The following is a 14256-nucleotide window of genomic DNA, read 5'->3' as shown; positions in this document are numbered from 1 at the left end:
GTTATTTCATTGGGAACAGAAGTTTCTGGTTCTGATCAGTAAACATATTGTCTTTGGTGATGACCTTGAAGTCAATGGTGCCGCTCTGCATGGCAGTGTGCTTCTGCAGACGGCGGGCAAGCTGTTCAACGGCCTGATAGCCCATGGCATATTCATCCTGGACAATCAGCTTGTCAATCAGGCCGACATCCGTGTAGTAAATGCATTTGTCAGAAGTGCCGATGCCGTACAGAGCAGGGGCATCTGCCTGATCCAGCATGCAGTAATCAATAGCGGTTTCCAGGGCAGTATTGTCCAGAGCAACCATGACATCTACCGGTGATGTGCCAAGCAGAGACTGCAGTTTTTCAACCGTTGTTGTATCGCTGTACAGCAGCCAGGAAATCGTGCCGCCGTTTTCATTCAGCGCATTCATCAGTCCGGTAAGGCGCTGTGCTGTGCGGGTGGCATTGCTTTGACCAGCCAGAACGCCAACCGTGAAAGATGTGTCTTTGTGCATGCGGCTGGCCTGGATGCCGAGTGAATTGCCCGCGGCTTCGTTGTTCATGCTGAGAACACTGACATTGTCCTGATCTACAGAAACAATGCTGTCACACAGGACAACCGGTACTTCTTTTGCGGTCTGCTGAATAAAGGCCTCTGCATCTGTGCTTGTGATGAGCTGGGTAATGATGCCTTTGGCACCCTGGGATATTTCCTGCTCGATGACATCTTTTTCCTGCTGAGAGCCGGAGAAGGCATCGGTTTTCACGATATTCAGATCAATGGAATATTCTCTGGCCGCCGCCCGCAGGCCGCTCTTGAAGTTAGACCAGCGGGCACTGCCGGAATCCGGTACAACAACAGAAATTTCAACAGGAGGCGTACTTTTTTCAGGAAGGTTGGCAATGATCCCGGCCACAAGCGCACACAGCACCAGTGCACCGCAGATCATAAAGACCAGGGAATCATTCAGCCTGCGGCGGTTCATGGCCATCACCTTCCTTTCCGTTTTCATAGCGTTCCAGATTTTCCTGGGTTGCTTCAATGGCAGGAATGTGAATGGTGACGGTCGTGCCTTCATCCAGTTCACTTTCCACTTTCAGGCCATAGCCTTCGCCAAAGCGCAGCCGCAGCCGCTTATCGACATTGATCAGACCGACGCCGGACCCATGCTTTTCCACGGCTGGCCGTTTCTTTTCATCCAGGATGGAATTCACTTCTTCCGGGGTCATGCCATAGCCGTTATCAGAGATGGAAATGTAGATATCACTGCCATCCTTCCAGCCATGGATCCGGATTTCACCATCCTGCTCGGCTTCCTTGATGCCGTGATAGATAGCATTTTCCAATATTGGCTGGATGACAAGCTTGACAATCATGTCATTTTCAATGCCGTCTTCGATTTCGTAGTAGTCTTTGAATGACTGCTTGTAGCGGATCTTCTGGATGGCAAGGTATGCCTGGGCCTGCTTGATTTCATTGCCAATGGAGATCATGGCTTTGCCGCGGTTGAGCGACATGCGGAAGAAGGATGCCAGCTGGGTAATCATATACACAGCTTCCTGGTCTTTGCCGCCTTCAATCATCCAGACGATGGAATCCAGTGTGTTGTACAGGAAGTGAGGATTGATCTGTGCCTGCAGAGCATCCAGCTCACTGCGGCGCTTGTCTTCCTCTTCTTTGACCATATCATCCATCAGGCGGTTGATCTGGTTCATGTAGTTATGCAGCGTACTGCCAAGCTCCTGGACTTCCTTAGAGCCATTGGCATAAACATTGTCAGGAATGTTGCGGACACCTTCCATGTTGGCAATGGCGTCATTCAGGCGGATCAAAGGCTGTGATACACGGTTGGCCAGAGCACGGTTGATCAGGATCATGACCATGATGGTCAGACAGATAATCATGATAATCAATGATCTGGTGCTGCGGGCATCAATTGCCAGTGCACTTGATGGAATCACGCTGACAAGCTTCCAGCCGGTATATGAGACAGTATCCACAACGACAATCATCTTTTTACCGCCATAGGTTTCCTGATGGGCACCATCCTGCTCACGCAGCACTTTGGATGTCGCTTCCTGATAATGTTCTGCCTGGATCTGTGACTGATAGGGGTGGTAGATCATACTGCCATCACTGGAAGCCAGATAGCTGTAGCGGCTGGAGAGATCCTGATTGGTGCTTTCCAGCAGCTGCTCGAGATCCTGATAATTCATATCAATCAGCAGGACGCCGCGGCTGGAGGTGCCGTTTTCATTCAGGTCCACAGCCATGGATAAAGAGATTACCCAGTTATAGTCATAGGTTTTTGAAACAAACAGATTCTGAATATGGGGCTGAGAGAAATGCACATTTTCTACTTCCGCCAGGGCATCGGTAAACCATGACTGTTCTTTTGGATCTGCCCCTGGCTTCAAAGGCGTATTGGGAGCAGCGGTAATCAGGGTGCCATCGTCTTTGAACAGGGCAATGGAGACAATCTCATCACTGTTGGCGGCATACAGCAGAGAGATTCGATCAGAGAGGTCAGTGCTGCTGATGTCCGTGCCTTTTATGACATCATAGTACAGAGCATTGGCAATGCCGCGCATACTGGAAAGATATGCCTCGATATTGACTACTTCCTGGCGGGAAACATTGCCGGTGCTTTCTATCAGCATCTTTTTGGTGCGGGTTGTAAACAGGCTGTAAAAGGACAGGCCGAGAATAGACATGATCATCAGTGAGGCAAGTGTATAGGAGATCAGGATGATCACCCGGATGGAACGGGGCTGTCCCTGCGCTTTTCGTCTCATTGCCGGCCTGCTTTGTATTTGCTTGGTGAAACACCGAACTTGCGGCGGAAGACATAAGAGAAGTAATTGGGATCATTGTAGCCAACCTGAGTGGCAACAATATAGGCCTTCTCATTCTGCTCTACCAGCAGATCCGCGGCTTTGTTCATGCGCACATCGGTCAGATAGCTGACAAAGCTCTGGTTTGTTTCACGCTTGAATACGGTGGAAAAGTAGCATCCGGACACCCCCAGCACATGGCACAGCGTATTCAAAGAAAGATCGGAATCCATATAGTGCTCATTGACATAGGCTTTTGCTTTCTCAACAAAGTCACGGGTGGAAGAAGAACGTTTTTCATGCAGTTTTGCCTGCATATCCAGACATACATTCATCGTCCATGTTTTGACGGTATCAGGATCACGGGACTGCAGGTTCTGCCAGTCAATGGCATCCTTGCCAAAGATTTCCTGGGTATCCAGATTGTTATTGCGGGCAAAGCGGCCCAGTCTGCCGACCAGGTCCATGACAAACAGATTGTAGGTAATGACAGAGGAGATGCCGGCATTGGCATCAAAGTACTTATTGATGGCTGCCTTGAGTTTGGCAGGATCTTCCAGGGAAATCTGTTTTATTAGTTCACGCAGATCGGCATCGCTTGTATCCGTCGCTTCCTCATTTTCACTTGGCGCAATTTCAGTGATGTTTATAGCCTGGCAGGATCCGTAGATGACACGATAGGAAACGGCCTGGCGGGCACCGGCATAGGAAGCAGATATTTCCGATGGTGAGGAACATACCTGGCCGATACCGGCGGTGACAACGGCATTGACCATGCTGTGGGCAAGCCGGCAGAAGCGGTCAAGCTCATCTGTGAATTCAGTGATGTCCTCTTTTTTCTGCAGAGAAATCACCATGCACAGATGGGACAGATAATTGAAGTAGTGGGGCTGCCAGCGGCTGGAAATCTTTTCCTGGGCAAGCTTGCGCACACTCATGAACAGCAGCATGTAATCCATTCCCTTTGGTACATGGGTGGTGCTTGTGTACAGCACGGCAGCGGCATAGTATGGACCGGGAATCGAAATCTGATAGTCATGGAGATACTGCTGGTACTCCTCGGGCGGGATACTGCCCTGAACAAGAGAGGCAAAGAAGTTTTCCTGCAGAACGGGGAGGGACTGCCGGTAATAGTTTTCCAGCATCTGCTGGTTCTGGCGGTCACTGATCTCTTTGTCCAATGCATTCTTGATGCGGGTGAATACCTGCTGCAGCTGCTGGGCATCAATCGGTTTGAGCAGATATTCTTCGGCATTGAGGGAGACGGCTTCCTTGGCATATTCAAATTCATCAAAGCCGGAAAGAATAATGATGCGGATGTTGGGATAGAGCTGCTTGAGCTGCCTGCTCAGTTCCAGACCATCCATGTATGGCATCTTGATATCAGTCATGACAATGTCCGGATGTACCTGCTCGGCTAAGTCCAGTGCTTCTAAGCCATTGGCAGCATAGACCGGGTCTTCCAGGCCGATGGCATCCCAGTCGATGCGCTGCCGGATGACATCCATGACATCCTTTTCATCGTCAACAAGCATTACTTTATATTTATTCATAGCAACCTCGCGTGGTTCAATTATAAGCTTGAAAATGCAGTTTGTATGCCTTTACGGGAAGATTCCGGGCATCATCATCCCTCAGTCAATTGTGAAATTCTCATGAAAAATCTTTAATGATTCATCAAAAAATATTCTATGTTGAAAGATGAAAGCGCTTGCTAAAGTAAAGGTGCGTTGAGGGAAACCTCAAAAATTCACAAGGAGGGAAATAATTGTGAACAAGAAAAAAGCATTAAGCATTCTCACGACGGTTGCAATGTCGGCTGGCCTGCTGGCTGGCTGCGGCGGCGGATCGTCCACAGCAGTTGCATCTTCTGATGCCGGCAGCAAGTCTTCCGGCTCCAACGCTGACAAGCCTCTTGTATGGTTCAACCGTCAGCCGTCCAACAGCTCCACTGGTGAGCTTGACATGACTGCTCTGAACTGGAACAAGGACACGTACTATGTAGGATTCGATGCCAATCAGGGTGCTGAGCTGCAGGGCCAGATGGTCGCTGACTACATCACAAAGCACGCTGACACGATTGACAGAAACGGCGATGGCATCATCGGTTACGTTCTGGCAATCGGCGATATCGGCCACAATGACTCCATTGCCCGTACAAGAGGTGTCCGTAAGGCTCTTGGCACAGGCGTCAAGGATGGCGACAATCTGAATTCTGAGCCGTGTGGAACCAACACAGATGGTTCTTCCACAGTTGTTCAGGATGGCACAATTGATGCCGGCGGCAAGACTTACAAAGTCAGAGAGCTCGCTTCTCAGGAAATGAAGAACTCTGCTGGTGCAACATGGGATGCTGCAACAGCCGGCAACGCTATCGGCACATGGTCTTCTTCCTTCGGCGATCAGATCGATCTGGTCATCTCCAACAACGATGGCATGGGCATGGCAATGTTCAACGCCTGGAGCAAGGACAACAAAGTTCCGACATTCGGATATGATGCTAACTCTGATGCTGTTGCAGCAATCGCTGACGGCTATGCAGGAACCATTTCCCAGCACGCAGATGTTCAGGCTTATCTGACACTGAGAGTTCTGAGAAATGCTCTGGATGGTGTTGATATCAATACAGGTATCTCCACAGCTGATGATGCCGGCAACGTTCTGGTTGAAGGCGAAGATTATGAATACAAAGCAGATGAGAGAAGCTTCTATGCATTGAACCTCGCTGTTACAGAAGATAACTACAAGGACTTCCTGGATTCCACAGTTGTTTACAAGCCGGTTTCCAACCAGCTGGATGCTACAAAGTCTCCGACAAAGAAGGTATGGCTTGACATCTATAACGCTTCCGATAACTTCCTGAGTTCTACATATCAGCCGCTTCTTGAGAAGTATGATGATCTGCTGAACCTCGATGTTGAATACATCGGCGGCGATGGCCAGACAGAGTCCAACATCACCAACAGACTTGGCAACCCGGATCAGTATGATGCATTTGCCATCAACATGGTGAAGACGGATAACGCAGCTTCCTACACATCACTGCTTTCCTGATACGAAGTAAGCGTTTCGAATGATTTTGTTGAGAAAGGGTGGCTTGGGACAGAGTTTCCCTGCAGCCCTTTCTCTTCTTTATGGAGAGGTTTACGGCATGACGTAAACAAATCCGCCAAATATAAAAAGGGGTAATCGTGCATGAGCGAAGAAAAGAATGACAATATCCTGTCGATCAGAGGCATGTGCAAGACCTTCGGACGAAACAGAGTTCTCGATCACATTGACCTGGATGTGAAACGTGGAACGATCATGGGTCTGATGGGTGAAAATGGTGCCGGTAAATCGACGATGATGAAATGTCTGTTCGGTACATACCAGAAGGATGAAGGAACGATCATTCTGGATGGGAAGGAAGTCAGCTTCTCAGGACCGAAGGATGCATTGGAAAATGGCATTGCCATGGTGCATCAGGAATTGAATCAGGCATTGGAAAGAAGTGTGGTCGATAATCTGTTCCTCGGCCGTTATCCAACCAATTCGTTTGGTGTCATTGATGAAGGCAGAATGCGTAAAGAAGCAGCGGATCTGTTCCGCAGCCTTGGACTGACATTCAACCTGACAGCACCGATGCGCACCATGAGTGTTTCAGCAAGACAGATGTGTGAGATTGCCAAGGCAATTTCTTATCATTCCAAGCTGATCGTACTGGATGAGCCGACTTCTTCTCTGACCGAGCCGGAAGTCAAGAAACTCTTCAGTATGATGCGCAAGCTGCGTGATCAGGGTATTTCCCTAATCTATATCTCTCACAAGATGGATGAAATCTTCCAGATCTGTGATGAGGTATCCGTGCTGCGTGATGGCAAGATGGTCATGACCAGCGCAACCAAGGATACGAACATGAACCAGCTGATTGCGGCCATGGTTGGCCGTTCTCTGGACAATCGTTTCCCGCCGGTTGACAATACGCCGAAGGAACCGATTCTTTCCATTCAGCATCTTTCTACAAAGTATGCGCCGCATCTGCAGGATATCAGCTTCGATGTCCGTGAAGGTGAAATCTTCGGTCTGTATGGCCTGGTTGGTGCCGGCCGTACGGAACTGCTGGAAACGATCTTCGGTGCCCGTACAAGAGCAAGCGGCCGTGTCTATTACAATGGACGCCTGTGCAACTTCAACTCTCCGCGTGATGCCATGGATCATGGCTTTGCAATGATCACTGAGGAACGTAAGGCAAATGGTCTGTTCCTCAAGGGTGATCTTACCTTCAATACGTGCATTGCCAACCTGGATCATTACAAGAGCGGACCTGCTCTTTCTGATCAGAAGATGGTTAAGGCAACAGCCAGGGAAATCAAGATCATGCATACAAAGTGCATGGGACCGGATGACAGCATTGCGTCTCTTTCCGGTGGCAACCAGCAGAAAGTGATCTTCGGCAAATGGCTGGAGAGAAATCCGAATGTATTCATGATGGATGAGCCTACCCGCGGCATTGATGTCGGCGCCAAGTACGAAATTTATGAACTGATTATTCAGATGGCGAAGCAGGGCAAGACGATCATCGTTGTTTCATCAGAAATGCCTGAGATTCTTGGTATTACCAACCGGATCGGCGTGATGAGCAACGGCCATTTGTCCGGTATTGTCAATACGAAGGAAACAAACCAGGAAGAGCTGCTGCGGCTCAGTGCAAAGTATCTTTGATAGTAAGGGGTAAAGCAAAATGGAGAATACAAATAAGAACATTCTGACCACAGAGCAAGAAGAACAGCTCCGTGCGCCGATTACAGCATATGTTGAAGACATCCAGAAACAGATTGATGCGATGCGTGCAGAAGGCAGCACGAAGGTGCAGAATCTGCGCAATGAGCTGATTCATGTCAAGAATGACAAGACACTGGATGCCAAGGAAGCCAATGACAAGAGTGTGGCAATCCACAAGCAGATTGAGGAAGCCAAGGTTGTTGAAAACAAGCATAAAGATGAGATCAAGGCTCTGGTTGCCAAGGCTGAGGGCTACCTCAAGGAAAATTACAAGAGCAAGTATCTGGATCCGGTAAATGCAAGCTGTGATGCGCAGCTGGCCCAGGCAAAGGAAAAGTATGCCGCTGCTTTGGATACATTGAAAAAAGAGCATGATGCTAATCTTGCCAAGCTGAGTGACAAGCATGAAATCAAGGATGAGAACTACGTATACAAGAACCGTCAGTTCGATGCCAAGATGACCTATCAGAATGAAGTGCAGGCCATCAAGGACAGACGCCATGAGGCCTTCACGTATGAATATCATCTGATTGATAATCTGCGCATGTCCAAGTTCACCTTCTCACAGAAACAGGCACAGAAGTGGGAGAACTACCGCTATACATTTAATAAGAAGCAGTTCTTCCTCAAAAACGGACTGTACATTGTCATTGTGGCAATCTTCATCTTCCTTGCCATCATCACCCCGATTGTCAAGCACACGCAGCTGTTCACCGTTACCAACGTGCTGAACATTCTGCAGCAGGCAAGTCCGCGTATGTTCTTAGCACTTGGTGTTGCCGGCTTGATTCTGTTAACTGGTACCGATCTGTCCGTTGGACGTATGGTTGGTATGGGCATGGTTACGGCAACCATCATCATGCACCAGGGTGTCAATACCGGTGCTGTGTTCGGACATATCTTTGATTTCACCGCATGGCCGATGGCTGGCAAAGCATTGTTTGCTTTACTGATGTGCGTGATTCTCACTACTGCATTTGCAACAGTTGCCGGCTTCTTCATGGCAAAGTTCCGCATGCATCCATTCATTTCCACAATGAGTAACATGCTGATCATCTTCGGTCTTGTCACTTATGCAACAAAGGGTGTTTCCTTCGGTGCTATTGATGCCCAGATTCCGCAGATGTTCATCCCGAAGATCAACGGGTTCCCGACGATCATCCTCTGGGCTGTGGCTGCCATCTTCGTTGTCTGGTTCATCTGGAACAAGACAACTCTCGGCAAGAACCTGTATGCCGTTGGCGGCAACCCTGAAGCTGCTACTGTTTCCGGTATCTCCGTCTTCAAGACAACATTGAGTGCCTTCATCCTGGCCGGCATCATGTATGGTATCGGCGCATGGCTGGAGTGCAACAGAATGGTTGGTTCTGGTTCTGCTGCTTATGGACAGGGCTGGGATATGGATGCCATTGCGGCCTGCGTGGTCGGCGGTGTTTCCTTCACCGGTGGTATTGGTAAGATTTCCGGCGTCGTTGTCGGTGTTCTGATCTTCACTTCTCTGACATATTCATTGACGATTCTTGGTATTGATACAAACCTTCAGTTCGTTTTCGAAGGTATCATCATTCTGGCTGCTGTCACACTGGACTGCCTGAAGTACGTTCAGAAGAAGTAATTCATTGCTGTAATCTCCTCCTGAGTTATGGGGAATTGGGACTGTGTCAGAAACACAGTCTCTTTTTCGTCTTATATGGGAGGAAAGGGATATAATACATACTATGTTCGTGAAAAAGAAGGAACCTGATAACAGCCGGTATCTGGAAAACTGGCCTGCACATTACTATGAAATCAAGGATATTACTGTGCGTGAGAAGCTGCTGCAGCAGCGGATTGATGCATATGATGATCCTGATGATAAACGGCGGCTTGTGATTCTGCAGAAGCGCTATGGCAGGGCACAGCTGAGGCAGCGGCCGGATAACTTCATGCATGCCTTACTGATGATCCGGCAGATGGCCGACACAAATGTGAATGCTTTAAACCGCAGTGCGATGAATAAAGAGCTGATTACACATCTGGAGACACTTGGCGTCTATGATGAAGATGCTTTGATGGATGCGGAATGGGAGGATCTGTTTGACGGGTATCTGGCTTTGAGCCGCAAATCTTTTTCCCGGCCTGCCTTTCTTGGCATGGGCAGAAGGGATCAGAATACGGTCAGTGCCGTGGTGATGGAAGATCTTTCCCGCATGCTGGAAGAAGTGCCTTCCCGCTTTCATCTGCAGGAGGATGTGGCCAGTCTGCTTGCCATTGCCCGCAAACGGGCAGAAGTCTTTCTGGAGCAGAATTGAGATGACTTCATCACAGTCCTGCCGGCATCTGATATAATAAGAGCACACGGATTTTCAACAGAGGTGATGGGAATGAGTAAAAAACATGGGTATTGGATTCATCACAGACGGCCTTCTGACACAGTGATGGGCGGCTATCTGTATCTGCCTGCCTGCGACTGCTCGGAGTGCGGCCATACTGTAAACATTGAAAAACCAGTCTGCCCGTACTGTGGAACAGTGATGGATCGGACCGCACCGGCGGATCTGGAAGGTCCGATTGAAGGCGAAACGGAAACACCGAAAAAGGATTGAAAGGACTTGCATAAAGCGGGTAGGATCCCGCTTTTTTCAAGTGAAGAAGATGGAAGATAACGAAGAAGCAGTACTGGAAGATAAAAGTGCAGGCATTGTCCTGACCCGGGCGATCCTGCATATTCTCAACAGCAGTACAGATACCGAAATACTCTCACAGCAGACACTGGATCTGGAAAAACCTGAGATCCAGAAGTACGTCTATTGTCATACAAGAAGATGTTTCAATGACCTGCGCAGCCGGCATGGCAGCTTTCTGCCAGACAGCCCGTTTCAGGCTTTGATGCATGATTTTTTTCATCAGAAAAAGGATTTCATACAGACAAGCGGGGAGGCAGCAGATATGCTTGCCACATGGCTGAAAGAGCATCCAGGTGCCTGCATTGATGTGCTTACCGTCGATTTCCGGGCAGATGAAGTGCCATACTTTGGTATGCTTTTACTGATGAACCAGAATGCCTGGGCACACATCACCAATATGGATGATGATAAGATTGCCAACAGCTTTACCCAGCAGATGATTCTGCCATCTGCTTCAAGGAAGCTTTCTTCGTTCTGCTTTGTCAATCTGCTTAATGATGAGATCCTCTATACAGATGAGACAAACTGGGGCAGTGATACGGCGGTTCTGCAGGATGCGCTTCTTCATTGCACCGGGAAGAAATCGGATCAGGAAGTCATTTCAAAGATGACTGAAATTGCCAATGAAGTGGCAGCCCAGTATGATGAAAATCCATCGATTGCGGTATCCGGCATCAAGCGGGCGGTGCGTGCCAGTGCAAAGGAAGAACGTCCTCTTGCTATGGAAGAGGCAGTGGAAGAGGCATTTTCCGGTTATGATCATCAGGAAGAGATGGCCGCTGCGTTTGAACAAAAGCGCAAAGAGGCAGAGGTGCCGGATGCACTGGAGGTGCCAAAGGCTGCTGTTGTCCGCAAAATGAAGAATCAGAAATTAAAGACGGATACCGGCATTGAACTGAGCTTTCCGGTGGAATACTTTCAGAATCCGGATCTGATTGAGTTCATCAAGCATGATGATGGCACCATCACGATTGAGATCAAGCATATCGGTAAGATACTGAACCGCAGCTGAACAGGACATTGCTCCTGTTTTTTCTTTGCCAAAAGGAAAGGCCTGCTGAAAAGCAGGCCTTTCCTGTGGGAGAACAGGAAATCAGGATCGTATGTTATTTCGTTTATTTTGCGTTTGGTACTTCAATGGTCAGATCACTCAGTGGGAATGAGCAGCACAGGTGAATATAGTTGAACAGTTTGTCTGCCTGACGGCGGTGTTCCATGGATTTCGGGGAGTAGATCTTTCCACTGACCAGGCGGGAATGACACCATCCGCATTCACCAGAGCGGCATCTTGCTGGTGCGGCAATGCCGTTTTTCTCAAGAGAGCGCAGGATGGAATCATGTGTTGATGCTTCGATGGTATGCACCTGATCACAGATGCGGACAGTGATTCTGACTGTCTCAGGAACTTTTTCCTGTGGATAGTCAGGTGCCTTCTCCGGGTTCATGAACTCACCCTGCAGTTCATGGCGGATCCATTTGCCTTCCAGGTGCAGCTTTATCAGCTCCTGATCCAGGAAGTGATACATACCGGCAGGGCCGCACATGAAGATGGAATAATCATCCTCCGGTGCATATTTCTTGATCAGATCTGCATTCAGAAAGCCATGTTCATAGCCTTCTTTTTCTTCATCTGAGAGTACATGTACTACTTTGACTTTGTCACAGGCTTTCTGGATGGCATCAAATTCGTCATGGAACAGGATATCTTTTTCGGTGCGGGATCCATACAGCAGGATCAGGCTGCAGGATTCATCCCCATCCGCAATGGCTCTGGCAAGAGAATGAAACGGTGTGATGCCGCTGCCGCCGGCCAATGCCACAACTGTGCTGCCATCCCGGATCGGCAGATAGACGAATTCTCCAAGCGGACCGGATGTGGTGACCTGATCACCGATCTTCCAGTTGTCCAGGATGTAATTGCTGGCGGTGCCATTTGGGACACGCTTGACGGTGATTGCTATTTTGTCTTCCAGCGTTTCTTTTGGGGAAGAAGAGATGGAGTATGGCCTTGTGATTGGCATGCCATCAACATTCAGGAAAATGCTGAGGTAGGCACCAGCCTTGAAATAGGCGGGGTGTTCTGTGCCATGTTCAGGATCCGGGCCAAAGACAAAGGTTCTGCAGTTGTCATCCCAGACTTTGACCTCTTTGATGATGAAGTGCTGTTTGTCAGGATGCAGGGCAGCGGAAAGTTCATTGACCGGATAAGAGACAGGCAGCGGGTTGGCGGGTGCTTTTTCAATCATCTTTTCGCGTTCTTTGGCAAGTCTGCTGAAATTGAGTTCACTCAGACTTTTGATATTGTTCTTTGCAGCCATGCTTATTTGTCCTCCTTAGCGTCCTGAATTGTCTTTCTGCCCTGGATATTGCCGTTGAGATAGCAGAGATTATAGCCATCGATATTTTCACAGGCAGCTCCGGTAAGCCGCAGATTCTTGTAAATCTGCTCTTTGTCCATGCTGGTCAGACGGTTGATGATGTTGTCAAGCCAGGTTACCTGATAGCCATATGGCGTGCCATTGGGACTGTTGAGATAGCGGCAGAAGGTCGCCGGTGAAGCAAATGTGATTTCTTCGATGTAAGGACGGATGGTGATGCCGGTGCACTTCTCATAGTAGTCCACCCAGTCTTTCATTCGTGCTTCCTTGACTTTGTAGTAATCCTGCGGTTTGACGCCTGCCCAGAACTTTTCATCACCGAAGGTTGTAAAGAACAGTGTGCAGGTTCCTTTGGGAGATGCATTCGGGATCATGCAGTTGAGGCAGTTGGCGATGAAAACACCCTTGTCTTTGCCATTTGCCTTTTGAAACTGCAGGTCCGGATCTTCATCCGACATGATCAGTGTTGAATAGTCATGAATGCCAAGCTCTTGGGCACTGCGGGTGAGGCCGACATACATGGTTTCCAGCTCGAGGGCTGTATGTCTGGCATTGGCAAGCTTCAATGGATATTCGGGCCGAGGAATGCTGGGATCAATCATCCTGCCCATCACCGTGGAAGGAGAGCAGTTGGCAATGATATGGTCAGCGCGGATTTCCTTTCCTTCCACGATGACGCCTTTTGCCTTTCCGTTTTCAATGAGAATCTTTGAAACTTCGCAGTTGTACCAGATATCCCCGCCATGGCGCAGAATCGTGTCTGCCAGGGTCAGTGAGAGGCGGTGGGACTTGTCAGCCGGCTGGCCGGGATGGCCGACCACATACTTGTAGATCATCTGTACAGTGGTCAGGAAGTCGAGATCATCTGCGGGTGCACCCAAATAGCACCAGTATGTTTCCAGGATATACTGGGCTTTTTCCGGTACGCCAAGGGCATTCATGCCCTGCCTGGTTGTCGCACCTGCCATGCGCAGGAAATCTGCATATTTGGTCATCATGACAAGCTTGCTGGCTTTGGGACTCATGGCATATGCCTGTGCTTCAACAGCTGTTCTGCCAAGGTCCATCAATGCTTTGACACTGTCATAGCAGCCAGGCACTGCCTTTTCCATCGCCTGGCAGAATGGTTCAATGCCGGTGGGCAGAACAACATCTGTATGGCCTGGGACGATCAGATGAAACAGATGGTCTTCCAGGTACCAGTCCATCCTGCAGTCATACTGATCAAACAGTTTCCGTACGGTGCCTGGATTTTCTTCGGTGCCCAGATCGCATAATTCATGCAGTGCGGATTCGAATTCAAAACGGCCGCGGACAAAGCTGGTGGCACTGCCGCCGGGCAGATTGTGGCGCTCAAGAACGAGTGTCTTCAGACCGGCAATGCTTGTGGTGGCTGCGGCGGAGAGGCCGCCATTGCCGGCACCGATGACAATCACATCGTATTTGTTCATTTCAATCCCTCCTGATATCGCTCTTTACCTGTATTCTGGCAGGAATTATCCGTAAGCGTCAAAGTAACACCGTCTTTCAATAAATAGCAGGATATCCGATACTGTATGCAGTAAAGGAGATCCTGTTTTATGAATGAAGAAGAATGGAAATTGGTCTGGGATCAGTTTGAATTATCGG

Annotated in this window: 11 protein-coding genes; 6 read left to right on the top strand and 5 right to left on the bottom strand. The window is 49.0% G+C overall.

Annotated elements, in window-relative coordinates; genetic code table 11:
* Position 1 precedes the first annotated feature (1 nt).
* Genes SOI44_RS07325 through SOI44_RS07315 form a run of 3 tightly spaced genes read right to left on the bottom strand, consistent with a single transcriptional unit; the run spans position 2 to position 4372 of the window.
* The gene (locus SOI44_RS07325) at positions 2 to 997 is read right to left on the bottom strand and encodes a substrate-binding domain-containing protein (protein ID WP_331348557.1); all 996 of its coding nucleotides are present in this window, start codon (positions 995 to 997) and stop codon (positions 2 to 4) included.
* On the bottom strand, positions 948 to 2780 hold the full coding sequence (locus SOI44_RS07320) for a sensor histidine kinase (RefSeq protein ID WP_331348556.1): 1833 nt from the start codon (positions 2778 to 2780) through the stop codon (positions 948 to 950). The genes SOI44_RS07325 and SOI44_RS07320 overlap by 50 nt, the downstream gene beginning before the upstream one ends.
* Positions 2777 to 4372 (bottom strand): response regulator, encoded by a 1596-nt coding sequence (locus tag SOI44_RS07315; RefSeq protein ID WP_331348555.1) that lies wholly within the window; start codon positions 4370 to 4372, stop codon positions 2777 to 2779. Before SOI44_RS07315 ends, SOI44_RS07320 begins: the two co-directional genes overlap by 4 nt.
* Before the next feature lie 217 nt (positions 4373 to 4589).
* Here SOI44_RS07315 and SOI44_RS07310 point away from each other — a divergent pair, with 217 nt between their 5' ends.
* The 6 genes from SOI44_RS07310 (at position 4590) to SOI44_RS07285 (ending at position 11261) form a co-directional block, all read left to right on the top strand.
* Positions 4590 to 5873, top strand: a complete 1284-nt coding sequence (locus SOI44_RS07310; RefSeq protein ID WP_331348554.1) for a substrate-binding domain-containing protein — start codon at positions 4590 to 4592, stop codon at positions 5871 to 5873.
* Positions 5874 to 6014: 141 nt separating this feature from the next.
* Complete coding sequence (locus SOI44_RS07305) at positions 6015 to 7523, top strand: sugar ABC transporter ATP-binding protein (RefSeq protein WP_331348553.1); 1509 nt, start codon at positions 6015 to 6017, stop codon at positions 7521 to 7523.
* A 19-nt stretch (positions 7524 to 7542) separates the two neighbouring features.
* Positions 7543 to 9198, top strand: coding sequence for an ABC transporter permease subunit (locus SOI44_RS07300; protein ID WP_331348552.1), 1656 nt, complete (start codon positions 7543 to 7545; stop codon positions 9196 to 9198).
* 103 nt (positions 9199 to 9301) lie between these two features.
* Positions 9302 to 9874 (top strand): DUF6553 family protein, encoded by a 573-nt coding sequence (locus tag SOI44_RS07295; protein ID WP_331348551.1) that lies wholly within the window; start codon positions 9302 to 9304, stop codon positions 9872 to 9874.
* Between the two features lie 72 nt (positions 9875 to 9946).
* Positions 9947 to 10168, top strand: coding sequence for a hypothetical protein (locus tag SOI44_RS07290; RefSeq protein WP_331348550.1), 222 nt, complete (start codon positions 9947 to 9949; stop codon positions 10166 to 10168).
* A 49-nt stretch (positions 10169 to 10217) separates the two neighbouring features.
* A complete protein-coding gene (locus SOI44_RS07285) occupies positions 10218 to 11261 on the top strand; it encodes a nucleoid-associated protein (protein ID WP_331348549.1) in 1044 nt (347 codons plus the stop codon).
* A 103-nt stretch (positions 11262 to 11364) separates the two neighbouring features.
* On the opposite strand, the gene SOI44_RS07280 is transcribed toward SOI44_RS07285, so the two are convergent.
* A complete protein-coding gene (locus SOI44_RS07280) occupies positions 11365 to 12567 on the bottom strand; it encodes an iron-sulfur cluster-binding domain-containing protein (RefSeq protein ID WP_331348548.1) in 1203 nt (400 codons plus the stop codon).
* Between the two features lie 2 nt (positions 12568 to 12569).
* Positions 12570 to 14078, bottom strand: coding sequence for a phytoene desaturase family protein (locus SOI44_RS07275; RefSeq protein ID WP_331348547.1), 1509 nt, complete (start codon positions 14076 to 14078; stop codon positions 12570 to 12572).
* Between the last annotated feature and the right edge of the window lie 178 nt (positions 14079 to 14256).

This window comes from Lactimicrobium sp. (assembly GCF_036453465.1).
In the GTDB taxonomy this organism is placed as follows: domain Bacteria; phylum Bacillota_I; class Bacilli_A; order Erysipelotrichales; family Erysipelotrichaceae; genus Bulleidia.
Note: the sequence above shows the minus strand (reverse complement) of the source record. Positions and strands in the feature narration are given on the sequence as shown.